Annotated in this window: 19 protein-coding genes; 13 read left to right on the forward strand and 6 right to left on the reverse strand. The window is 32.4% G+C overall.

Annotation, left to right across the window (positions count from 1 at the left end; all coding sequences use genetic code 11):
* Positions 1-39: 39 nt before the first annotated feature.
* Positions 40-318 carry a hypothetical protein gene (locus Anndu_RS02640; protein WP_464102875.1) on the reverse strand — a complete coding sequence of 93 codons (279 nt, stop codon included), beginning with the start codon at positions 316-318 and terminating at the stop codon, positions 40-42.
* Positions 319-449: 131 nt separating this feature from the next.
* A complete protein-coding gene (cobG, locus tag Anndu_RS02645; protein ID WP_464102876.1) occupies positions 450-1,811 on the reverse strand; it encodes a precorrin-3B synthase in 1,362 nt (453 codons plus the stop codon).
* 214 nt (positions 1,812-2,025) lie between these two features.
* On the opposite strand from cobG, the gene aspS reads away from it, so the two are divergent.
* The 12 genes from aspS to Anndu_RS02705 all read left to right on the forward strand — a co-directional run bounded on the left by aspS (position 2,026) and on the right by Anndu_RS02705 (position 17,564).
* Complete coding sequence (aspS, locus tag Anndu_RS02650; protein ID WP_464102877.1) at positions 2,026-3,822, forward strand: aspartate--tRNA ligase; 1,797 nt, start codon at positions 2,026-2,028, stop codon at positions 3,820-3,822.
* A gap of 177 nt (positions 3,823-3,999) precedes the next feature.
* Positions 4,000-4,686, forward strand: a complete 687-nt coding sequence (locus Anndu_RS02655) for a hypothetical protein (protein ID WP_464102878.1) — start codon at positions 4,000-4,002, stop codon at positions 4,684-4,686.
* A 61-nt stretch (positions 4,687-4,747) separates the two neighbouring features.
* Entirely contained in the window at positions 4,748-6,670 is a 1,923-nt protein-coding gene (locus Anndu_RS02660) for a P-loop NTPase fold protein (RefSeq protein WP_464102879.1), read from the forward strand.
* Positions 6,671-6,837: 167 nt separating this feature from the next.
* Entirely contained in the window at positions 6,838-7,056 is a 219-nt protein-coding gene (locus tag Anndu_RS02665; RefSeq protein WP_464102880.1) for a type II toxin-antitoxin system HicB family antitoxin, read from the forward strand.
* A 2-nt stretch (positions 7,057-7,058) separates the two neighbouring features.
* Positions 7,059-7,247: a type II toxin-antitoxin system HicA family toxin gene (locus Anndu_RS02670; protein ID WP_464102881.1), complete on the forward strand. Its 189-nt coding sequence runs from the start codon at positions 7,059-7,061 to the stop codon at positions 7,245-7,247.
* Positions 7,248-7,269: 22 nt separating this feature from the next.
* A complete protein-coding gene (locus Anndu_RS02675) occupies positions 7,270-8,733 on the forward strand; it encodes a DUF1802 family protein (RefSeq protein ID WP_464102882.1) in 1,464 nt (487 codons plus the stop codon).
* Between the two features lie 205 nt (positions 8,734-8,938).
* The gene (locus tag Anndu_RS02680) at positions 8,939-9,820 is read left to right on the forward strand and encodes a hypothetical protein (protein WP_464102883.1); all 882 of its coding nucleotides are present in this window, start codon (positions 8,939-8,941) and stop codon (positions 9,818-9,820) included.
* A 100-nt stretch (positions 9,821-9,920) separates the two neighbouring features.
* Complete coding sequence (locus tag Anndu_RS02685) at positions 9,921-12,326, forward strand: HD family phosphohydrolase (protein WP_464102884.1); 2,406 nt, start codon at positions 9,921-9,923, stop codon at positions 12,324-12,326.
* A gap of 120 nt (positions 12,327-12,446) precedes the next feature.
* Positions 12,447-13,115 carry a HEAT repeat domain-containing protein gene (locus tag Anndu_RS02690; RefSeq protein ID WP_464102885.1) on the forward strand — a complete coding sequence of 223 codons (669 nt, stop codon included), beginning with the start codon at positions 12,447-12,449 and terminating at the stop codon, positions 13,113-13,115.
* Between the two features lie 148 nt (positions 13,116-13,263).
* Complete coding sequence (locus Anndu_RS02695) at positions 13,264-14,826, forward strand: photosystem II high light acclimation radical SAM protein (protein WP_464102886.1); 1,563 nt, start codon at positions 13,264-13,266, stop codon at positions 14,824-14,826.
* A 304-nt stretch (positions 14,827-15,130) separates the two neighbouring features.
* The gene (locus Anndu_RS02700) at positions 15,131-15,916 is read left to right on the forward strand and encodes a hypothetical protein (protein WP_464102887.1); all 786 of its coding nucleotides are present in this window, start codon (positions 15,131-15,133) and stop codon (positions 15,914-15,916) included.
* Between the two features lie 112 nt (positions 15,917-16,028).
* Positions 16,029-17,564, forward strand: coding sequence for a lysostaphin resistance A-like protein (locus Anndu_RS02705; RefSeq protein WP_464102888.1), 1,536 nt, complete (start codon positions 16,029-16,031; stop codon positions 17,562-17,564).
* Positions 17,565-17,604: 40 nt separating this feature from the next.
* Here the strand turns inward: Anndu_RS02705 and Anndu_RS02710 are convergent, their stop codons facing one another.
* From Anndu_RS02710 to Anndu_RS02725, 4 genes are all read right to left on the reverse strand, one after another.
* Positions 17,605-18,348 (reverse strand): carbonic anhydrase, encoded by a 744-nt coding sequence (locus tag Anndu_RS02710; protein WP_464102889.1) that lies wholly within the window; start codon positions 18,346-18,348, stop codon positions 17,605-17,607.
* A gap of 68 nt (positions 18,349-18,416) precedes the next feature.
* Complete coding sequence (locus Anndu_RS02715) at positions 18,417-18,611, reverse strand: hypothetical protein (RefSeq protein WP_464102890.1); 195 nt, start codon at positions 18,609-18,611, stop codon at positions 18,417-18,419.
* A gap of 227 nt (positions 18,612-18,838) precedes the next feature.
* Positions 18,839-20,572 (reverse strand): ABC transporter ATP-binding protein, encoded by a 1,734-nt coding sequence (locus Anndu_RS02720; protein WP_464102891.1) that lies wholly within the window; start codon positions 20,570-20,572, stop codon positions 18,839-18,841.
* Positions 20,573-20,699: 127 nt separating this feature from the next.
* Positions 20,700-21,539: a prohibitin family protein gene (locus tag Anndu_RS02725; protein ID WP_464102892.1), complete on the reverse strand. Its 840-nt coding sequence runs from the start codon at positions 21,537-21,539 to the stop codon at positions 20,700-20,702.
* Between the two features lie 328 nt (positions 21,540-21,867).
* Between Anndu_RS02725 and htpG the strand changes: the two genes are divergently transcribed.
* Positions 21,868-23,868 carry a molecular chaperone HtpG gene (gene htpG, locus Anndu_RS02730; RefSeq protein ID WP_464102893.1) on the forward strand — a complete coding sequence of 667 codons (2,001 nt, stop codon included), beginning with the start codon at positions 21,868-21,870 and terminating at the stop codon, positions 23,866-23,868.
* The last annotated feature ends 79 nt before the right edge of the window (positions 23,869-23,947 follow it).

Raw genomic sequence — 23,947 nt, forward strand, 5'->3', positions numbered from 1 at the left:
TTTCAACAATTGTCAATTGTCAATTGTTGAATCATTAATCTAAGACTCGGCCTTTTCTAATTGCCATAAAATTTGATTACCTTCTCTGCGAACTCTTGAAACTACCCAGTTACGCCAAGACCAATGATCACCTCTACTGGTGACAGCACTGGCATTTATATCCATCAGATCCGCCAATTCTGAACTGGTAATTAAATAGCCTTTGAGTGCAATTTCCTCAGCAATACGCAAAGTTTCGATTAGATCCTCTAAATTTGCAATTCTGTCCCCTTGAAAGGAACGAATTTCATCATTTTCTACTATAGATTGTTCATTCATAGCTTAAAATTCTAAATCTCAATTGTTTGTTTTCAATAAATTATGCTTAAATTTTACCGTAAAAATGGGGAAATCCGATACCGACATCTTACTTAATTTTTGTTAAAATTTTTGATCAAAAATTACAAAAATTAATTAATTAACTTTACAATCATCTCAGGAATTTGATCAAAAGGTAATTCCCCGATCTGAGTTTGAGTGCAATTTTCTTGATCCCTAACATAAATTTGATAACCTTCCACTAATTGGCCTTGATCTTCAATCATTGTACCTAAAAGGGTAATTTGGGCTGGACTTGGCTGGGCGCAAGATTTTGGACAGGCTGTTAAATGAAGATTGATCGGCTTTTTGGGCTGTAAATGTTGTTGGAAATAATTGATTAAAATTCGGCCATGATCTTGGGTGTTAGTTATGGCACGGCCACAGCCAGATCGCCCTGCACAGGCTACGATCGAGCTTTGGGGATTATCTGGATCAATTGATAAATCTAAATTTTCTAATTCATTAATAATTTGATTAAGTTTAAAATTAGGAACATTAGGTAATAAAATTGATTGCCAAGGGGTTAAACGAATTTCTTGAAGGTCAAAATTTTCTAATATTTTTAATAATCCTTGCCATTGTTTTAATGTGATTTGACCTAAAGATAAACTTAAGCCAAGATAAGATAAATTTTCTTGTTTTTGCTGATGAATCCCTAAATAACTATAGGGTAAAGTCGCTGCTAAAGAAACTTTTTTTAATTGATATGGAAAAGTTAATGATTTTGTAATTTGATCAATCACAAAAGTTAAACCTTTATCTTCTAAAAGATTTCTTAAACGTGGTTTTTTTGCACTATGATTATTAATAATATAATCAAGATAAAGATTAGTTAAAACCTCAAAACAGGGGATTAAATTTTCCGGTTTTATTAGAATTTTCGTATCAAATAACTGTTTATTTCCCCCTAAAGCTAAATGTAAATAAATTTCTCCCTCTTGTTTAATTGCTGAAAATTGAAGATCATTATAACGATGTTCAAAAGTGAGGGGAGATCGAGTACCAATACCCACTTGGCCAGCCCCATCAATGCCCACACTAAACTTAGCAGAAAGTTGATGTATTTGGGGGTGATTTTCGATGTAATTAATAATAGATTTAACGAGGGAATAACTATTAATTAATTCCTGTGGATCAATAGCAAAAGTGGGGCTAGTCATCACATTACGCAAATGATCTAATTCCGATTTTTGACTAGCTAAATCTAATTTTTGTAAATCTTGATAAATTGGTAAAGATGGGGCAATTTTAACGCCTCTAAGCTGTAAATTAGCGCGATTTGTAACTTGAATTTGATTTTGCTCAGTATATGCCATTAAAGAGGCGATGGCTCTTGCTTGTAAAGGATTAATCACACCCCCTGGGACCCGCAATCGAATCAAAAAACCATCTTGTGCCGAAGTCCCGTAAAATAGACCCGGACAGCTAATCGCATCATATAACCAACTCAAAATTATTTCCTCCTGTGTGCAACCCAGAGATTAGATCATTCAACAATTGTCAATTATCCATTGTCAATTGTCAATTGATAACATATTGCTAAAAGTTAAAGAGAGATGTAAGATTACATTTTGCTAGTTTTTTTTACTAGATTTTCAACAAGTTCAAGTAACTAAACAAAATATTATTTATTGTATATTTAATTTTTATCAAGAATTATCAATTATGCGTACTAATTACTGTGGTCAATTGGGATCTAATCAAATAGGCGAAACTGTTACCCTTTGCGGTTGGGTGGATCGTCGTCGGGATCATGGCGGCGTTATTTTTATTGATTTGCGCGATCGCACTGGTATTGTGCAAATAGTAAGCGATCCTCAACGCACACCAAACTCCTATCAAGATGCCAATAGCCTCAGAAATGAGTATGTAATTCAAGTTACAGGTAAAATTAATCAACGTCCTGAAGAATCATTAAACCCCAAATTAGCTACGGGAGAAATTGAAATTTATGCTGATCAAATTAATATTTTAAATAAAGTAGAAAAACAACTGCCTTTTGCGGTGTCTAATGCGGATTTAGAAGGGAATGTTAGAGAGGATTTACGGTTAAAATACCGTTATTTAGATTTAAGAAGGGAAAAGATGAATCAAAACTTACAACTACGCTATCAAGTTGTTAAGTCAATGCGCCGTTTCTTAGAAGATCAAGAAAACTTTATTGAAGTAGAAACCCCAATTTTAACACGCTCTACCCCAGAGGGTGCGAGGGATTATTTAGTACCCTCAAGAGTTAACCTCGGAGAATGGTACGCTTTACCCCAATCGCCCCAACTTTTTAAACAATTATTGATGGTTTCAGGATTCGATCGCTATTATCAAATAGCTCGTTGTTTCCGTGATGAAGACTTACGCGCTGATCGTCAACCAGAATTTACCCAGTTAGATCTGGAAATGAGTTTTATGACGATGGATCAAATTATTGACCTTAATGAAAGATTAGTTAGTTATATTTTTAAGACCGTTAAAAATATAGATTTATCATCTCCCTTTCCCCGTTTAACCTATCAAGAATCAATGGCAAAATATGGCACAGATCGGCCAGATTTGCGCTTTGGTTTAGAATTAGTAGATGTTTCTGATCTGATGAAAGATTCAGGTTTTAAAGTATTTTCTGGAGCGGTTAAAAGTGGCGGTCAAGTGAAAGTTTTACCCATTCCTAACGGTAACGAATTTATCTCTAATGTACAGATTAAACCGGGTGGAGACTTATTTAAAGAAGTTACGGATGTGGGCGGTAAAGGGTTGGCTTATATTCGAGTTAGGGAAGATCATCAAATTGACACCATTGGCGCGATCAAAGATAATTTAACAGAAGAACAAAAGTTAGAATTATTAACAAGAACTAACGCTAAAGCAGGGGATTTATTATTATTTGGTGCGGGGGATACTGCCACCGTTAATAAATCATTAGATCGCTTACGTCAAGTAATAGGAAATAGACTAGGCTTAATTGATGAAAATAAAATCAATTTAGTGTGGATTACGGATTTCCCAATGTTTGAATGGAACGAAGATGAAAAACGCTTAGAAGCCTTACATCATCCTTTCACCGCACCTAAACCAGAGGATATTAATGATTTAAAAACCGCTAGGGCTTTAGCTTATGACTTAGTATTTAATGGTATTGAAATTGGGGGAGGAAGCTTAAGAATTTATCAAAAAGATATTCAAGAAAAAGTATTTGAAACTATCGGTTTATCCCAAGAAGAAGCTAACAATAAATTCGGCTTTTTATTAGAAGCATTTGAATACGGAACTCCTCCTCATGGCGGTATTGCCTACGGCTTAGATCGGCTAGTTATGTTATTAGCAAAAGAAGATTCAATCCGTGATGTAATTGCCTTTCCGAAGACACAACAAGCTAGTTGTTTATTAACAGATGCCCCCGCAACTGTAGACGCAAAACAATTAAAAGAATTACAAGTTGCTTCCACTTATAAACCAAAAATTAAAGAATAAATTTTAAGTTTTGCTAAACATAATTATCAAAAGGCAAAACAAATAAAAGTCGGGGATCTGTGACATCTCCGACTTTTATTTATGTGTAAAAAAATTTAACATTAACAAAATTTTTTTGTCATTAATACTCTGATCTGAGATAATAATAAGATATAACTTTATTGCAATTTTGAGAATATGACACAGAAAACGATAGTTAAAGGCTTAAAAGGTACGGATTTTGAGAATCAAACTCGTTTATTATTATTTTTATGGAATTTAGGTGGCGTTAATTTTGCGGTTAAACAGAGTGAGTTAAATAAAGTTTTAACTCGTACCAATGAGCGTAATCAAGATTACCAGAAAATTTATCAACAATTAGCAGAAATTAACGCTATTACGTTAGAAAAACAGGGCAGAAATCAAACTATTTTATTAACAGAAATTGGGTTAGAAAAATTAAGGAAAGGCTTAACAAATCCTGAATTTATATTTACTGGTCAACAGGTGGGATCAAGGGTTGCTAATGCTTTATTAAAATGGATCAGATCAGCTAATTTACAACCAAGAAATCAAGTAAAAACTACTCAATCTGAAGTAGCTAAAATCGAAACATATCAAGAGTTTGAAAAAGTTATTTTAGATATTTATAATCGTCTTAACCGAGATTATAATATGGATGATTTAGTGCCTATTTATCAAGTACGCCGAGAGTTAGGTGAGTGCTTATCACGCTCTCAATTTCGAGATTGGCTTTTTGAAATGCAAGGTAATGATTTAATTCAATTGATTGGGGGTGAAATGAGCGATATTTCCCAAGATAAAATTGAAGATTCTGTCCAAAACTTTATGGGTGAAATTCGCTATTATATTCAACTTTTATAGCTTATTCTCCATTTCTCAAATTTTATTTTCTGTTAGTTAACTTTTCATTTTTATTAAGATTATGAACACAGCACAAGTTTCTCCCCTTGATCAAATCAATAAAACCCTAAAAGAGCAGAATCCTTTTGCCAAGCCTCCTTTTATGAATGTTAATGATGTGTGGGGCGATGGTTTTGTTGATTTTCCCGCCATTAATGCCCATGCTTCCGACTTGGTATTTAAGGCATTGCAAAATATTCATAACGGTTTATATACCACTACCTCGCTCTTGATCACAGCACAAGATGGCACAGGAAAAACCCATGTGATTGGGCGGATCCGCCATCAACTGCAAAAAGATGGTAAAGGCTTATTTGTCTATGTGAATGAGCATGATGTCAACCGTCCGATTAAAGAGCAGTTTCAACAAAAATTAAGCAATAGTTTAGGAAAAATTGGTAGTTTTGGCGTGATGCAATGGCAAGAGATTGCGGCATTAATGGCAAAAAATTGTCATCCACAACTGAAAAATTTAAGAAATCCTCAACAACTTTTAAATCTTTTAGCAAAAGATCCAGATCAAGATAAAGTTAACCGAATTTTGAAAGACTTAGTTAAGCGTTATTGTCATAGTCATGAAGTGGAAGATCCAGACATTGTACAGGCAATTTTTTGGACTCTTTCTCCTAATAAAATGTATCAATCGTCAGCGATTAAATGGTTAGGAGGTCAGGAACTTGCGGAAAAATTTTATAAGATACTTGATTTACCTTCTCAAAATAAATCTTTTGATGCTGTAATTGAAATTTTAAAGATTATTGGTCAATACAAAGAATTAGTTATTTGTTTTGATGAATTAGATACAGTTGAAAGTATTAATACTGATACTGGTTTACATATTAGTGTGATCATTGCAGGATTAATCAAAACTCTTTTTGAAAACTTAAAAAAAGGAGTTATTTTAAGTGTTATGATGCCTGATACATGGAGAAATAAAATTAGAGAAATACCAAAAGCAGATCAGCAAAAAATTAATACTGAACTGCCAGAAAAACCACTAAAATTAAATTATATGAATCAAGAATCAATTATTGATTTTGTAAGCTGGTGGTTAAATTCTTATTATCAAAAATATCAACTTATTCCACCCTCACCTACTTATCCTTTTGAATTTACAGAAGATCAACTTAAGAAATTAGATCAAGCCAGACTTTCTGTAAGAATGTTTTTAAAATGGTGTAAAGAAAATTGTCATCCTCCCAATGGCAATGGTGTTCAGCCCATAGAATCAAAGATTGAACCTTATTTTTTGAATGAAATGGAAGGAGAAATAGATGACAGTGAACTAGATAATAATAATCTCATTGCTGATGCTCTTTTATTTAGTTTAAAAGGTTTAATTGGTAAAACTATTGAAAGGGTAAAGATTGAGAAAGTTACTGATCGAGTTATCCCAAAAAATAAGAAGGATAATTATTTAAACTTTAAGATTATTGGTAAAGAAAATAATCATCAAGTGGTGATCGGTGTCGCTGTTTTACAGCAATTAAATGGTAATTCTTTAGCGGCTGGATTAAATCGTTTAAATGATTATGAAAAATTTAATTTAACTCGTGGTTGTTTAGTTCGTTCTGAAGATCGAAAATGGGGAAAAGCTATAGAAGACAAGTGTATTACACCTTTAATTAAAAATAAAGGTGGCGAATATGTACCCCTCAAAAAAGAAGAATTTAAACCCTTATTAGCCCTCTTAAGAGTTCATAAAAAACAAGGTGTTGATTATGATTTTACAGAGCAAGAATTTCAAGAATTTGTCAATACAAAAGGTCAACAATATTTCTTAGGAGAATATAACGCTTTACTCAAAGAAATTTTAAGTGATCCTTCCCATGAAATTCCTACTAATTTAGTTGAAGATGAATCGGAAAATCAAGAGGAAATTATTAATAATAATGGCAATGAAACTGATGATTTCTTTTCGGATTTTTCGGGAATTGATCAATAGTTAATAATTTAGTAATAGAATTAATTTTATTACTAAATTCAAAAATCTGCTAAAGGGATTATGCTTTTTAGATTAATTATTCTTAAGTTAGTCGCTTTAGCTTTCCAAAATTGATATAATTAAATTTTAAGCAAAATCTTAAACTATTAATGATTAAAAAATAGCTTATGTTAATCAATTATACCGCACAATATATTAAAACCGATAGTGGTTATATGGGACAATTAATTGAATGGCAAGAAGTCATTACAGAAGGTGAAACCATCGAAGAATGCAGAGAAATGTTAAAAGATGCCACCATGGAAATGATACTTGCTTATCGTCAACAAAATAAAGAAATTCCATTAGGAAATTCTTTATTAGAACAAATACCTGTGGAGGTTTAATCGTGTCAGTTAAACGCTCAGATTTGATTAAATATTTAGAACAAAATGGATTTTATCTATTAAGAGAAGGTGGTAATCATTCTATTTATACTAATCAAATTAAAACAATTCCTATTAAGAGACATCGAACTTTTGATCGCATTACGGCCAATGCTCTTTGTAAACAAGCAAATTTACCTCCAAAATTTTAGTAAAAATGATAATTATTAAACTATGAATCATCAAAAATTAGATACAGCTTTAAGATTGCCGATTGCAGATTTAAGTGCTTTAATACAAGGTAGAAGTATTGCAATTTTACCCCGTCTTACTTTAAGAGTTGGTCAATCTTTTGCTCTTTATCCTGATCTTAATTTAAGCTTAAAATTAAATCCTCAAAAACATTATTCTGCTTATTTTTCACCTATTGCTAATCTCGAAAGAGAATCATTAGATTTAAAAAATGGCATGATTAAAGCATGGGCAAAATGTGAAAAATGTCAAATGTTTGATGAGTCTGAATCTTTAGAAAGTTTAGCAAATTCAACTATTTGGAAACCGGAATTATTTAAGGAAATTTTACAAGATCGCCCCTATTTATTTGTAGCTTATTTAAGAGTTTATCAATTATCTGAAAGGTTACAAATTCCTCAAAATTTAGAAAATAATAAACAATTTTTAGTTTTACCTCATCCTATTAATGCTTGTGAAGATAAACCTATTTTAGAAGATGAAATTTTTGAGCTACGTTGTCAAGAATTAGAAAATCAAACCCCTGTTAAACATTCTAACCTTGAATATTTATATAATGAATTATATAATGTTAGTTTAAATCAACAAAAAGAAAATTTATTATTAACAGATTTACAAACTTTTTTTAATTGGTCAAATCTTGATTTATTTGAGAGTAAAAAACCAGAAAATGATTGGCTTAAAACTATTTCTAGTTTAGGTAATTCTAGCGATGGTGATAAATTTGAGAAAATTGTGAGAAAAGCTTTACAATTTTTGGGGTTTCAAAATAATAGTAATGATCCTAATTTAAAAGATAGTTTAAATCCAGAAAAAACCGGAGGAGCAGGAGGTTTAGATGTTTATGCTGATTTTCCTTACCCGATTGTGGGAGAATGTAAAGCAAGTAAATCTACTAAAATATCTGATAATAAAGATGGTGCGGCTTTTCAATTAATAAAATTAGGAAATAAATATTTACAATCAGAAAATTTTAATAATTGTCTTAAATTAATATTCGCTTCTGGTGAATTTACAAAAGATGCAAATTTAACTGCTATAGGTAACAAAATGAATTTAATTACACCCGAAATTTTAGAAAAATTAGTAGAAATTAAAGCCAATTTTCCGGGCTTAATTAATCTATTTGAATTAAAAAATATTTTAGAAAAAGAGCCTTTTGGGGAAGAATCTGATAATAAAATTAATCAATATATTGATGAGCTTTTAAATCAAATTAACATTAGATCAAAGATTATTAATTTAGTCAAAACATTAAAAGAAACTAATCTTGATCAGTTAGAAGGTGCTTATAAAGTTAATAATCATAATTCTCCTTTAACTAGAGAACAATTATCGGAAATTTTAATTGAACTTTCCTCTCCTTTAACTGGTTATTTAGGTAGAATTAAAAGGGGCAATATTAAAAGCGATCACTTTTATTTTGTGCGAAATTTAGAGATATAATGACATGATATTTTATGTTAAAATACCCTTAGCTAAATAGGCATTATTCTTCTAAAAAAATTAGATTAGATCAGAGTAATTTTTAATATTTTCATTACAAGAATTAAAACACCCTATTAAAAATAATAGCATTTTTGAAAAATTGAGGTCAAATGAAAATTAGGCTAATTTATTAAATTATTAAATAAATTTAATCAATCATAAGATGAAAAAAACATTTTTAGATCGCATTCAAGGCTCATTAATGGGTTGTTTAATTGGGGAACAATTAATCTATTCACCTAACATTTTTCAAGGTGATCAATCTCATAAAATTCATTTAGCTTCATGGAGTCAATTACAATGGCAAATTATTGAAGATTTAATTATTAATTATGGTTGCTGTTTAACTAAAAAAATAGAAGATAAAATTAATAATTTTGAACAATTAAATCATAGTCCAAAATTAGCTTTGGCTAGTCTAGGGCTTAACCTTTATTATCAAGAAAATTTAACTTTGTGGCAAGAGCAATTAAATAAAATATTTCCGAAAGATGATAAATTTGAAAGTATAAAACTTGATTTAATTATTTATGCTGAAGCGATCAATTTAATTATCACGGAAAAAGTTAAAAGTCAGTTTTTTTTAGAGCAATTATTAGAAAAAATTAGTCATATTCAAACACCTTTGAATGATAAATTAAGAGTGATTAATCAACAGAAAAAAAAGGCTCAAACTTCAACTAAAATTATTAAAATTCTGCAACAATACCCCCAAAGTGAAAATAATCCTTTAGCGATGGCAATTTATTATTTTAGCGATACAATAGATAATATAGAAATTAGTCTAGCTAGAGCTAAACAAAGTAGTATTGATCCTTTAATTACCACTAGCTTAACTGCTAGTTTAGGCGGACTTAATCAGGGTTGGTACGGTTTACCTTTAAAATGGAGAATGATCATTAAACAACAACCTATTTATCTCACTTGTGACAAACTTAGTCGACAATTATTTTTACTCTGGGCTGGTGTTTATGATCCCCAATTAATTAATAATTTTAATCCCTCAGTTGCTGTTGCTTTACCTCAGATTATTCAATCTCGTTAACGATTTTATAAGTTGACATTTTACAATCAAAAAAACTCATTGTCAATTGTCACTTATCAATTTTGTTTTTACTTTTCCCTTGAAAAATAATCAATAAGAAATGGATAAATTACAATTAATTCTCGAAAAATTAAAACAAATTAATTTTTCATTATTAGCGCAAAAAGATCAAGATCAACATCATCCTTTGCCATATTCGGATATTGAATCAAACAAAAAACCTAATCTTGCTTATCATATCAAAAAAACCCATTCGCCTGTTATTTTTATTACGACAATTGTTAGTTTTACCAGTATTGTTGGTTATCGTTTTTATAATCAACCAAAATTAGCAGTTAATACTATTGCTACGGAAACAATTATTGCTCCAACCGATGGATTTTTTGAAGATTTACAAACTACGGAAGAAAAGCGTAAACAAGCTAAAACGGGAGTAATACCTGTTTTAAAAGTTGATCCGATCATCAATCAACAAATTCATAATAATTTAAAAAATGCGATTGATCAAATTAATTTAACTCGTCAGGCAATCGGTTTTTTACCTTTTGTTACCTTAGATATTTTAAGTTTAAAGACTCAAGATTATTTAAGATCCTGTAGTGAAAAAGATTGGCTTTATTTAGATAATTTAATTAGACAGTCAGCCCCCCTTTTAACTAATAGTAATCATCAATTAATTCAGGCATTTTTTGAGCTTAAAAGTTATCAAAATAAAACTTCTCCCTTAGAATTTTCCGACTTTTTTAATGAGATTAGATTGATTAGACAACGCTATCAAGAAGGATGGCATCATTTGGCGGAAAATATGCGTATTGATTTAACTTTAGAAGAAAAAGAATTATTATTAACTCTCAATCATCAAGCTTATCAAGAAATTCAAAGCCAAATTTTTGAGATTACTCAAATGATTTTAACTCAAGGTATTCCCGAAGGTTTGCCTAAAAGTCAACTGGAAGAAACTATCGATCTTCAACTTCATTGGCGTGTTAAAAATCCCACTACTTCTATTTTAAAAAAAATTTTATTAGCTACTTTACAACCTAATTTAATTGAAAATACTGAAGAAACTAAAGCCAGAGCGCAAAAGGCAGTTGAAGAAGTGGAAACGGTCATCGTTAAAATTAAACAAGGTGATATTATTGTTAAAAAAGGTGATGTGATTAATCAGTCTCAATTTGTGCTTTTAGATGGTTTTAATTTGAGTCGCCGTACTGTTCATTGGCAAGGTTTAATTATTACTGGATTATTTGTTAGCTCTACGGTGGGGCTATTTGCTTTCATTCTTCATAAAACTCACCGTAGTTTGCGAATGCGTGATTATGTTTTACTTTTTTTATTGAGTTTAGCCCCCCCCTTAACGGCGATCGCCAATATTCCCTATAGCCCCCTTCCGGTAATCGGTTTTTTAGTCAGTAGTTTTTATAATCCCGTTGTCGCTATCACCCATGTTAGCCTTTCTACTACCTTTGTGGCTTGGACAACAGGGGGAGTGGCTTGGGATTATTTAATGGCCGGTGCGATCGGAGGCATGGTGGCCGGTGCGATCGCATCTAATCTAAGATCAAGAGAAGAATTAGCCTTTTTAGGCATGGGAGTGGGTTTGGCACAGGGGGGAACATTTTTAATTTTAAATCTGATCCCCAGTGCGGCCATCAAAAGTATTTGGACTGTGGTTTTATTAGAATCAGGACTTTATGGCTTATCGGGCGTAGCGTGGTGTATTCTTGCTTTAGGAATTTCACCCTATTTAGAAAAATTATTTGATTTAATTACCCCCATCAGATTAGCAGAATTATGTAACCCCAATCGCCCCTTATTAAAACGCTTGGCTACTGAAACTCCCGGCACTTTTCAACATACTTTATTTGTGGCTTCCCTCGCCGAGGCCGCCGCGCGTGAATTACACTGTAACGTAGAATTAGTCAGAGCGGGGACTTTATACCATGATATTGGCAAAATGCACGATCCCCTTGGCTTTATTGAAAATCAAATGGGGGGGCCGAATAAGCATGATCAGATCTGCGATCCTTGGATCAGTGCGCAAATCATCAAAAAGCACGTTTCCCAAGGCCTAGTTATGGCCAAAAAATACGGACTACCTAAAGCGATCCGAGACTTTATTCCCGAACATCAAGGTACTTTATTAATATCTTATTTTTATTTTCAAGCCAAAGAACAAGAAAATCAAGGGCATAAATCAGTCTATGAAGGGGATTTTCGCTATGATGGGCCGATTCCCCAATCCAGAGAGGCGGGAATCTTAATGTTAGCCGATGGTAGTGAGGCCGCCCTGCGTTCCTTAAAAGATGTGACCACTGATCAAGCCTTAAAGACTCTTAAAAAAATCTTTAAAACCCGTTGGCAAGATGGGCAATTAGTAGATAGTGGTTTAAAATGGGAGGAATTACCGATTATTGCTGATGTATTTGTTAAAGTATGGCAACAATTTAATCATCAAAGAATCGCTTATCCTAAAGCGGCCTTAGAACCTTTTTCTCAAAAATAAGGATTAATCAGTTGTCAGAATGGTTTTAAATGGGGGATTATGGCTCGATCGTAGCAATAATTTTGTAATTTCGTTAAATTAAAATTAAATAAATTTATTTTAAAATTACAAAGTTATTTTATGAGTCAACTTACTCTCGCTGAAATTTCAGAAAAATTAAATAGCCCTAACTCCAAAGATCGTCTTTTAGGATTGGTAGGCTTAAGAGCTTATTCCCCTGAAGAAGCCGTGCCTTTAATTAAAAAAGTTTTATATGATGAAATGCTCCCCGTACGCTCAATGGCGGTTTTTGCTTTGGGCATTAAGGTGACAGAGGAATGTTATCCCATTTTAATTAAACTATTAGAAACGGATCCTGACTATGGCATCAGGGCTGATGCGGCAGGTGCTTTGGGTTATTTGGAAGATCCACGGGCTTTTGATACTTTAGTCAGGGCTTTTTATGAGGATACTGAGTGGTTGGTGAGGTTTAGTGCGGCCGTCTCTTTAGGGAATTTAAAGGATCCCCGTGCCAAAGATGTGTTATTAAATGCTTTAAAAAGTGATGAAGTGGTGTTACAACAAGCGGCCATCGCCTCTTTAGGGGAGATTAAAGCAGTGGAAGCCTTAGATGACATTTTAAATTTTGCATCCTCTGAAGATTGGCTATTAAGACAGCGTTTAGCAGAAGCTTTAGGTAATTTTGATACTCCTAAAAGTAGAGCGGCTTTAAACTTTTTAACTAAAGATAATCATGAACAAGTTAGACAAGCGGCGCTTTATGCTCTGAATAAATTAAATCAAAACTAACCTTTTTAATTTTTTTTACTGTTAAATTTTTAATGTCACCTGTCAAGTATTAAAATTGTTGCTTAAAAATTGAAATATCGCTAAAGTTAAGATATATAAACTTTTTTAACGAAATCTTAAAAAAATAATTAATCATTCATCATTGACAATGACTCAACGCATTTTATATGTAAGGCTTCCCTGTAACCCCATTTTTCCCATCGGGGTTGTCTATTTATCCGATCATGTTCACAAATGCTTTCCAGACATTGAACAGAAAATTTTTGATCTTGGCACAGTGCCACCCCTTGACTATTCAAAAGCTTTAGATCAGTGTATTGATGAGTTTAAACCGACTTTATTAGTCTTTTCTTGGCGAGATATTCAGATTTATGCTCCTGTCGGTGGTAGGGGGGGCAACCCTTTACAAAATGCTTTTGAGTTTTATTATGCTAATAATCCTCTGATTAAATTCAGGGGAGCGTTAGGAGGCTTAAAGGTATTTATTAGTTATTACAGTGAATTATGGCGTAATGAAGGTTTAATTAAACGGGGTTTAGCTAGGGCTAGAAAGTATAATCAAAATGCCCGTGTAATAGTTGGGGGCGGGGCTGTGAGTGTTTTTTATGAACAGTTAAAAACCCAATTACCCCAAGGTACGATTGTGTCAGTGGGTGAGGGTGAATTGTTATTAGAAAAACTGTTAAAAAATCAAGATTTTAGGGATGAAAGGTGTTATGTGGTGGGGGAAAGTAACCCCAGAGAGGGTCTTATCCATGAACAACCCACTGCTATCGAAAAGAGTACCTGTAATTATGATTATATAGAGAGTATTTGGCCGGAATTTAATTATTATTTTGCAGAAAGTGATTTTTATATCGGAGTACAAACTAAGCGCGGTTGTCCTCATAACTGCTGTTATTGTGTTTATACCGTAGTTGAAGGGAAACAGGTGAGAATAAATGAGGCGGATGAAGTTGTTAAAGAAATGCGTCAACTTTATGAGCGTGGGATCCGTAATTTTTGGTTTACCGATGCCCAATTTATTCCTGCTAAAAAATATATTAATGATGCGATCGAATTATTAGAAAAAATAATAGAATCAGGCATGAAAGATATACATTGGGCGGCCTATATTCGGGCGGATAATTTAACTCCAAAATTATGCGATTTGATGGTAAAAACCGGAATGAATTATTTTGAAATAGGTATTACTAGCGGTTCACAAGAATTAGTTAGAAAGATGAGAATGGGCTATAATTTGCGTACAGTTTTGCAAAATTGTCGAGATTTAAAAGCGGCTGGTTTTAATGATATAGTATCAGTTAATTATTCATTTAATGTAATAGATGAAACCTTTGATACTATCCGTCAAACTGTTGCTTATCATCGAGAATTAGAGCGTATTTTCGGAGTAGAAAAAGTTGAACCTGCCATCTTTTTTATCGGTTTACAACCCCATACCCATTTAGAAGATTATGCCTTTAATAATAATATTTTAGAAAAAGGTTATAATCCGATGAGTTTAATGCCTTGGACAGCGAAAAAATTGTTATGGAATCCTGAGCCATTGGGGTCATTTTTTGGGGAAGTTTGTTTACAAGCATGGAATCAAAATCCCGATGATTTTGGGCGCGAAGTAATGAATATTTTAGAGAAAAGATTAGGTTGTGCAACTTTAGAAGAAGCTTTAAGTGCGCCGATCGAAACAAAAGAAAAAGCTTTAGTTTAACTAAAAAGTCGGAGATTTTTAGTCATTTTTAGAAAAAAAGATACTAGGAAAAATCTCCGACTTGTTAAATATTATCAAATAAATTAAATTGTTAAATAGTCAAGGTTAAAATTAATTAATATTAATGTTTGACTATAACCTTTTTTGAAAAAAAGGTTGTTTAAGTTTTTTACTCAAATGACAAATTAATAAATTAATTGATAATGATAAAAATATTCTAACTTAGGGTACAATATTATTAACTAATCAATCAAAACTAAAAATACAATTTATGTTAATGAGAAACTTCTTAAAAACCAATCGAATGCTATTATTTATAATCGCATTTTTTACTTTTTTGTGTATAGGTTATGAATTAAATCATCAACCTGCAAAAGCTCAAACTAATCAATTACCTTCGGCTTATTTATCTTCAATTTATGACGCAAGTATTGATGAACAAACTGAAATTATTAATGATTTAACTGCGATTAATTCTAATAATAATAATTTGGTTTGGGAAAATCCTCAAGATCGGGAAAATAGTCGTATTTTAGTTGCCACATGGAAAGGGGAAGGCCGATTCAAACAAGGTGATATTTTAAAGAGAGATAATGAATCGGTGATCGCATGGGTAACAGTCGTACCAGAATTGAAAGATTTTTGTACAAAATATCAGCAAACAGGGGGAGATTTAAAGTTAAGATTGGAACAATTATTAGGCTTAACTCCTAATACTAATTATCAGGAAATTGTGGAAATTTGGGTGTCTCCAAAATATTTATTAAGGCCTAGTGCAGATCCGGAAATTACTGATAGTATTGCCGAACTTCGTAACTCCGAAAAATTAAAGCAAACCAGTCAAGCTTATCAAAATTGGTTTCAACAACAACGGGATCAATTTATTAATTTACAAGCTCCGATCGACCCCCAAAATGGTTATACGAGGGTCTATCCTTGGACGGGTTTAGGCTATACTTATGATTGGGGTGATCCTAAAACAGAAGTAGGTTTAAGTGAGTTTATTATTTGGTATAATCCTAGTTTAGAAAATCTCCCTCCCATTGAAGTTGCGAAGGTTACAAAAACCGCCAATTATTGTGGAATGTAATTAATTATTTTGTCATTGGTAATTGGTCATTAGTCCTTTGTCAAATTGTACCTGATAATAAGCAAAACTTTTATTACAAATAACAAATAACGAATAACAAATAACTAAAATTATGACGATAAAAAGACTTATTTTAATTTTATTAACTATTTTTGCAGTGGTTAAAATGTTTCTATCTTTAGGAAGTAGTTTAACCGAACCGCAAATTCAAAGTCAATTAGAATTATATCAAACTAATTTTATTTTACAAGGTGCGCAATTAAAAACTGAAACATTAGTTGATAATAATGAAATTAATCAGGAAAATTTAACTAAAAGTTTAAATACTTTATTAGGTGAAAATCCCTATACAAATGTTCAAAAACAATATGAAAAAATTAAAGAAACAACTTTAATTACGATTAATAATTATCAAAATCAATTAAATACAATTAAAAACAGTTCTTTTAATAATTCTAGTCAGGTTAAACAGTTAGAAATATTAATCAATAAAAGTAATCAATTTATAGACGAAATTAATCTTAAATTAGGTATTTTAGAGGCTCAACAGGGTAAAATTGATCGAGCTTTAAATATTTGGCAAAATTTAACGGAAAAATCTAATTTAGCACCAATTTTAATTAATATTTGGCAAAATTCAACTAATCTTAATCAGGAAAATTTAACTCAAATTAATCTTAATTTAAAAGGCTGGTTTAAAGATCGAGTTTTATATCAATATTATCAAGTAACTAATCAAAATCAGGCATTACTTAATCTTGAAGAAAAGCAACAAACAAAAGCTCAACAAGCGATCATTAAACTATTAATTTTATCAGCTATTCCGGCGGTTGGTAGTTTTTTGGGTTTGGGTTTAATTATATTTTTAATTGTTCAATTTTTCCTAAAAAAAGAAAATTCAATTTTAGCAGTTAATCAAGGTAAACTATGGGAAACTCCTTGGAATGGTGAAACAATTTGGTTTGTTTTTATTATCGGTTTTTTTAGCGTTCAACAGTTAATTTTACCCTTTGGTTTAAGCTTTATTTTTTCACTTTTAGGGCTTGATCCTAGCACTTTTTCAATCAGAGGTAATGCTTTATATGTGTTAGTTACCTATCTTTTAATGACGGTGGGAGGCCTATCAATTTTATATTATTCGATTCAATCTTTTTTCCCTTTACCATCAGATTGGTTTAAATTTAAAGGTGACAGCAAATGGTATTTATGGGGCTTGGGAGGTTATTTTGTAGCCTTACCTTTAGTCTTAATTATCTCTTTAATTAATCAACAATTTTGGCAAGGGCAAGGAGGGAGTAATGATTTACTTTTCTTAGCCTTACAAGCACAAGATAAATTAGCTTTAAGCATCTTTTTCTTTACCGCTTCGATCGCCGCTCCCTTTTTTGAAGAAATTATGTTTAGGGGCTTTTTATTATCATCTTTAACTAAATATGTACCCCTATGGGGAGCAATTTTAATTAGTGGTTTAATCTTCGCTTTAGCACATCTTAGTTTATCGGAAGTTTTGCCCCTATTAATGTTAGGAATTATCCTTGGGTTTGTATATAGTCGCAGTCGAAATTTATTAGCATCAATCTTACTTCATTCTGTCTGGAATAGTGGCACTTTATTGGGTTTATTTGTGTTAGGAAGTGGGGGAAATTAATATTTATTTAATAAAAATTATTTTTATTTTTTGGGCGAGATTAATCTACTAAACTCACCTCTCCACTATCTAAATCATAGTATGCACCTACTAACTTTAATTTATCCTCGGCGATCGCATGGGCAATAACCGCAGAATTTTTGAGTCGGGCTACCTGTATTCTGACATTTTCTTTAATAGCGTTAGTCAGATGATCGCCGGGTTGCCCTTCAGAAGCATCCACCGCAGGTTTAATCCCATAAACCAGAGACTCGATCACCCCCGGTAACTCTCCACCCGTCAGAGACGCTTTAACCGCCCCACAACCCTCATGCCCTAAAACCATCAGTACAGATGCACCAATAACTCCAACACCATATTCCTCACTGGCAATGCCCTCAAGCATGGCAATATTTCCGGCCACTCTCACCACAAATAAATCGCCGATGCCTTGATCAAAAACGATTTCAGGCACTACTCTGGAGTCAGCACAACTGAGAATAGCGGCAAAGGGAGTTTGAGCATCAGAAACCTCTTTTAACCTCATAAAATCTTGATGAGGATTAACTCTTTTTTGCTCGACAAACCTCTTGTTTCCGCCCATTAATTGGGCTAAAGCCTGATCAGGTGTTAAATTTGAGCCAGTAGGTTGAATCTTGTCAGCAATTAAAACTTCCGGCTCAGTAATTGGTTGTGCTAAAACTTTACTGCCGATCCAGCCCGTTAATGTGCCTGTACCAACTAATCCCACCCCTAATTTAAGTAAGTTTCTGCGACTTAAATTAAGATTACATTTTTCCGTCATTTTTTAGTTTTCTAATTAAAATAATCAGTTAAATTTTAAATTATCTTGCCGATAAAAAACTAATAATTTTAAATAGTTTGAACTAAAATAATTGGAATTAATAACGCAAATCGAAAAATTAACCAATTGCCTCCTTGACTTAAATTAATCTTAATTTCACCTTGATTATTAAATAATTGAGGTAGTGAAAATAATAGGCTTATGCCATAAATTAAGACAAAGAAAAGAGTTAAAATGATTTTCATGTCAGCAATATTTAACATAACTTATGTATCCTCTTTTATTGATGTAATTAGATGGTTACTGCTTAAAGCATTGTCTTTAATCTATAGTAATCTAAAACGGTCAAAAAAGATCGCAATTTTGAGTTAATTTTTATTTATCAATTAATATAATATATATTTATTAATTAAATATGTATCTTGGAAAAGTATGGCGTTTTTTCTATTTTCACAAGATATTTTTCATAAAAAAATACTAATTAAATCACTTAATCATAAAATTGTTGAGCATAAAATTGAGCATAACGTCCATTTTTATCTAATAATTGTTGATGTGTTCCCGATTCAATAATTTCCCCTTTATCCATGACTAAAATACGATCAGCACGGCGCACCGTAGCCAAACGATGGGCAATTACAAACACCGTTCTGTTCGTCATAATCCTCTCTAAAGCCTCTTGTACTAATGCTTCTGATTCTGAGTCTAAAGCTGAGGTAGCCTCATCTAAGATTAAAATTCTCGGGTTGAGAAAAATCGCCCGTGCGATCGCAATGCGTTGACGTTGCCCTCCAGACAGATTAATTCCCCTTTCCCCCACATAAGTATAATAACCTTGTGAAAGTTCGTTAATAAATAAATCAGCATTGGCAATTTTTGCCGCTTTTTCTACCTCTTTTAAGTCAAAATCTTGTTGTCCAAAAGCAATATTTTGGGCAATAGTTCCCGAAAATAAAATCGTTTCTTGGGGAACAATTCCTATTTGTTGACGGAGGCTTTTTAAGGTCACATTTTTAATATTAATACCATCAATTAAGACCTCTCCTGCTATTGGTTCATAAAAGCGAGGTAAGAGATTAACTAAGGTAGTTTTACCTGCTCCAGACGCTCCCACTAAAGCAATTAATTCACCCGAATTAACAGTTAAATTAAGATTACTAAAAATAGGCTTATCTTCCTGATAATAAAAGGAAAGATTTTGATATTCGACCTTTCCTGTGATTTGTGGTAAAGCAGTTGCATCATTTTTTTCTATGATTAAAGGTTGTAATTCTAATAATTCAAAAATGCGATCAACTGATGCTTCACCTTGCTTAAATTCATTATAATTACTGGTAGTAATTGCAATGGGATCAATTAATAAAGCAACGGCCGCAACGTATGCCACAAATTGACTTCCTGTTAAACTTCCTTGATTAATTTGCCAAGCCCCTAAAAAGAATAGAAAAATGACACTCATGGCCTCTAAAAAACCCACTACAACAAATTGCAAAGCCTTAACTTTTTCTGTGGATAATTTAGCACGGCGGTTTTGTTCTGACTCTTGGGTAAATTGATTTAACTCATAATCCTCTGCGACAAAAGCTTTAATTAAACGAATACCACTAAAACTTTCCGTTAATAAAGAAGATAAACTAGAAATTTTGCTTTGACTTTTGCGACTATATTGTAATAGTTTTTCCCCAAAAAAACCAATTAAAACTGCCATTAAAGGGGCAATAATTAAGGTAGCTGTGGTTAATTTCCAGTTGATATAAAACATATAACCGATTACTACAATTACCTGTAAAATACTAGGGATAAATTGATGAAAAACTTTATTAATTACTTCTCCAATGCGGTCAATATCTTCAGTTAAACGATAGGAAAGATCACCCGTTTTTGCTGTTTCAAAATAATTTAAACTTAATGTTTGTAAATGAGCGAAAACTTTACATCTTAAATTGAGAGCAATTTTTAATGCGGCCTTAGCCATTAAGGTATCTTGACCATATTGTACCGCACCCCGAATTAAAAAAACAATGGCCGCAATACCTGCATATTTAATGATTTCTTGTACATTTCCAGCCCCAATAAACTCTGCCATTTTTCCCGCTAAACTAGCTAAAATTGGCCAAAAAATTGTAAAACCAATGGTACAAATTAAAGCCTGAATAATAGTATTAATTTGAGGGCGAATATAGGGAATAAGTAATTTATAACTTGATGTTTTTTGAGATGACATTAAATTTTTATTACAATAGTTTTAACTTAATTTTTATTAATTATAAATGAACTTTCTTGTGATGATTAGGAAAGTTATTGGGGGTAAGTTAATCAATTTTACCCCCGATTTTTTGATTCTTTTTTAATTATTTTTGAATATCATCTAAATTAAAAATAAAAGGCACATTTCCAGTTTGCCCTCCCGTGACTAAAACTTTAGGCATTTGTGCGCCCCCAGACTTCCAAGCCTCGATCGCCTCTTTTTGGAGTACCAACTCGCCACCCTGAGCTTTCAGAGTCTCCGCTAATAATCTTTGAGCTTCTGCCTTACCTTTTGCTCTATTAACATCAGCTTGAGCTTCTTGTTCCGCTTCTCTGGCAATATAAACAGCCCTTTGCGCCCGTTGTTCAGCAATCTGTTTTTCTTCCACTGCTTTAGCAAATTCGGGGGAAAAATTGAGATCAACAACGCTAGTATCTAACACAATAATTCCATACTTTTCTAAACGAGAATTGAGGGCATCATCAAAATCTTGTTTTAATTCGCCTCTTTGGGTGATAGCCTCCTCAACTGTTCTTTTAGCGGCCGCAATTTTAAAAGATTCTTGAGTCTGAGGTGCAATAATTTTAGTAACGATGTTAGCTAATGTACCTTGAGTTCTTCTTACTTCAACAATTTGAGTGGGATCTAAACGAAAATTAATCGCAAAACTAGCGGTTAAATTTTGTAAATCTTTAGTAGAACTTTGAGCCGGAACTTCAAATTTTTGAACCGTAACATCATAAATATCTACACTTGAAATAAGGGGAGGACGAAAATGTAAACCTTCTAATAAAGCACCATCTTGAGCCTTTCCTAACACACTTAAAACCCCTGCTTGGCCGGGATTAATAATAATAAAAGAATTAAAACCAATTAAAACAATTAAAGCGGCTATAATTCCGCCAAATACTGAAATAAAATTATTAGTAAAAGAGTTTTTCATATTTATAATTTATTTTTGAGCAAAAAAATATAGTTAAAATCAGATTAAAATTAATCAAATAGGAAAAAGGGAACGAGCGATCGCCAAAAAGCTGATCTCATTCCCTTTTGTTCATTGGTCATTGATATGGGTCATTAGTCATGACCTATTAATCCCCATTGTACAGTATAATAGTATTTTTGGCTAGTATTTTTTCAACATCAGTAACTGATAGGGAAAACCGTATCAAGAAAGGGGGGTAAATGCCCGACTCAAAATGTTACTTGATGGTTCAAAATATTAACATAATTTCATTAGTAAAATTCATTTGTAAAAGTAAGATTAAACTATGACAACTGTACTTGAAAAAGGTAATATTACGATCCATACTGAGAATATTTTTCCCATTATTAAAAAGTCTCTTTATACCGATCATGAAATTTTCTTAAGAGAGTTAATTTCTAATGGGGCTGATGCTATTTCTAAACTTAAAATGGCTTCCCTTGCGGGTGAATTAAAGGGCGAGATGGGCGAACCCGAAATTATTATTGATGTTAATAAAGAAAATAAAACTCTGTCTATTTCCGATAATGGCATCGGGATGACAGCAGATGAAATTAAAAAATATATTAACCAAGTTGCTTTTTCTAGTGCCGAAGAATTTATTACTAAATATGGTAAAAATGCTAATGATTTAATTGGTCATTTTGGCTTAGGTTTTTATTCTGCTTTCATGGTGGCAACTAAGGTTGAAATTGATACTTTATCCTATAAAGAAGGGGCAGAAGCAGTACATTGGAGTTGTGATGGATCGCCTCAGTTTGAGTTATCCCCCAGCGATCGCAAAACTAGAGGTACAACCATTACTTTAACCTTAATGGATGAAGAAACGGAATATTTAGAAAGTCAAAGAATTAGACAATTAGTAAAAACTTATTCCGATTTTATGCCCGTTCAAATTCGTTTTGAAGGGGAAAGAATTAACCAAGAAAAAGCATTATGGAAGCAATCTCCCCAAGATTTAAAGAAAGAAGATTACCTCGAATTTTACCGTTATTTATATCCTTTTCAAGAAGAACCTTTATTATGGGTTCACTTAAAAACTGACTATCCTTTTATCCTTGATGGTATACTTTATTTTCCCAAATTAAGACCAGATGTAGACGTAACAAAAGGCCAGATCAAACTATTCTGTAATCAGGTATTTGTTAGCGATCATTGTGAAGAAGTAATCCCAGATTTTCTAATGCCTTTACGGGGTGTTATTGATAGCACTGATATACCTTTAAATGTGTCCCGTAGTGCTTTAACTAATCATCGTACAGTCAGAAGAATTGCTGATTATATTTCTAAAAAAGTCGGCGATCGCCTAACATCTTTATACAGTGAAGATCGCTCTGAATATATCCGTTGTTGGGAAGATATTGGCACATTTGTTAAATACGGTTCACTCAAAGATGATAAATTTAAAAAGCAAGTTGAAGACTTAATTATTTATCGTACAACCTTTGAAGGTGCGGCCATTAAAGCTAATAGTAATGAGCCAAAAGTTGAAGTGGACTCTGGTGATGATGTTTGGCATGATGTTAGTCAAGAAAATAAAGGAGAGGGAGTTAAAACCTCTGTTGATACAGCACCTTACACCACTTTAAAAGAATACTTAGAACGGAATAAAGAAAAACACGAAAACCGAGTATTTTATACCACTGATACAGGTAGTCAAGCCACTTATATCGAGTTATATAAAAATCAAGGTTTAGAAGTATTATATTTTGATTCTTTCATTGATACAAATTACTTTATTCCCTTCTTAGAAAGAGAATATACTGATGTTAAATTCTGTCGAGTTGATTCAGAATTAGATCAAACTTTAGTAGATCAAGATAAAGCTAAAGAAATCGTTGATCCTACTACTAATAAAACGAAAAGTGAAGTGATCAAAGAGTTATTTGAAAAAGCTTTGAATAAACCCAGAGTTAACATTAAAACTGAATCTTTGAGAACTGAAAATGCTCAAGATACTCCTCCTGCGATGGTATTATTACCCGAAGCTATGCGCCGGATGCAGGAAATGACAGCTATGTTACAACAAACTACAATGACTTTTCCTGATGATCATGTGTTAATGATTAATATTAGTCATCCTTTAGTAGAAAATATTTACAATTTAAGTAAGGGAAGTATCATTCAAGGTGATGGAACTTCACCCAATCAAGAGTTAGTAAATATGATGTGTAATCATGTTTATGATCTGGCATTAATGGCACAAAAAGCCTTTGATGCGCAAGGGCTGAAAAACTTTGTGCAAAGATCGAATCAAGTGTTAACAAAATTAACAGAAAAAGTTTAATTTTAATTTAAAATTTTTGATTCAAAAGGGGAGGTTAAATTTCTTAACCTCCTTTTTTTCTTAATAAGAGATATAATCA

It is taken from the genome of Annamia dubia NIES-4383 (assembly GCF_055394725.1).

Coding starts and splice junctions, on each gene's coding strand:
- Anndu_RS02640 (WP_464102875.1), bottom strand. CDS start 318: ATGAATGAACAATCTATAGTAGAAAATGATGAAATTCGTTCCTTTCAA.
- aspS (WP_464102877.1), top strand. CDS start 2,026: ATGCGTACTAATTACTGTGGTCAATTGGGATCTAATCAAATAGGCGAA.
- Anndu_RS02655 (WP_464102878.1), top strand. CDS start 4,000: ATGACACAGAAAACGATAGTTAAAGGCTTAAAAGGTACGGATTTTGAG.
- Anndu_RS02660 (WP_464102879.1), top strand. CDS start 4,748: ATGAACACAGCACAAGTTTCTCCCCTTGATCAAATCAATAAAACCCTA.
- Anndu_RS02665 (WP_464102880.1), top strand. CDS start 6,838: ATGTTAATCAATTATACCGCACAATATATTAAAACCGATAGTGGTTAT.
- Anndu_RS02675 (WP_464102882.1), top strand. CDS start 7,270: ATGAATCATCAAAAATTAGATACAGCTTTAAGATTGCCGATTGCAGAT.
- Anndu_RS02680 (WP_464102883.1), top strand. CDS start 8,939: ATGAAAAAAACATTTTTAGATCGCATTCAAGGCTCATTAATGGGTTGT.
- Anndu_RS02685 (WP_464102884.1), top strand. CDS start 9,921: ATGGATAAATTACAATTAATTCTCGAAAAATTAAAACAAATTAATTTT.
- Anndu_RS02690 (WP_464102885.1), top strand. CDS start 12,447: ATGAGTCAACTTACTCTCGCTGAAATTTCAGAAAAATTAAATAGCCCT.
- Anndu_RS02695 (WP_464102886.1), top strand. CDS start 13,264: ATGACTCAACGCATTTTATATGTAAGGCTTCCCTGTAACCCCATTTTT.
- Anndu_RS02700 (WP_464102887.1), top strand. CDS start 15,131: ATGCTATTATTTATAATCGCATTTTTTACTTTTTTGTGTATAGGTTAT.
- Anndu_RS02705 (WP_464102888.1), top strand. CDS start 16,029: ATGACGATAAAAAGACTTATTTTAATTTTATTAACTATTTTTGCAGTG.
- Anndu_RS02710 (WP_464102889.1), bottom strand. CDS start 18,348: ATGACGGAAAAATGTAATCTTAATTTAAGTCGCAGAAACTTACTTAAA.
- Anndu_RS02715 (WP_464102890.1), bottom strand. CDS start 18,611: ATGTTAAATATTGCTGACATGAAAATCATTTTAACTCTTTTCTTTGTC.
- Anndu_RS02720 (WP_464102891.1), bottom strand. CDS start 20,572: ATGTCATCTCAAAAAACATCAAGTTATAAATTACTTATTCCCTATATT.
- Anndu_RS02725 (WP_464102892.1), bottom strand. CDS start 21,539: ATGAAAAACTCTTTTACTAATAATTTTATTTCAGTATTTGGCGGAATT.
- htpG (WP_464102893.1), top strand. CDS start 21,868: ATGACAACTGTACTTGAAAAAGGTAATATTACGATCCATACTGAGAAT.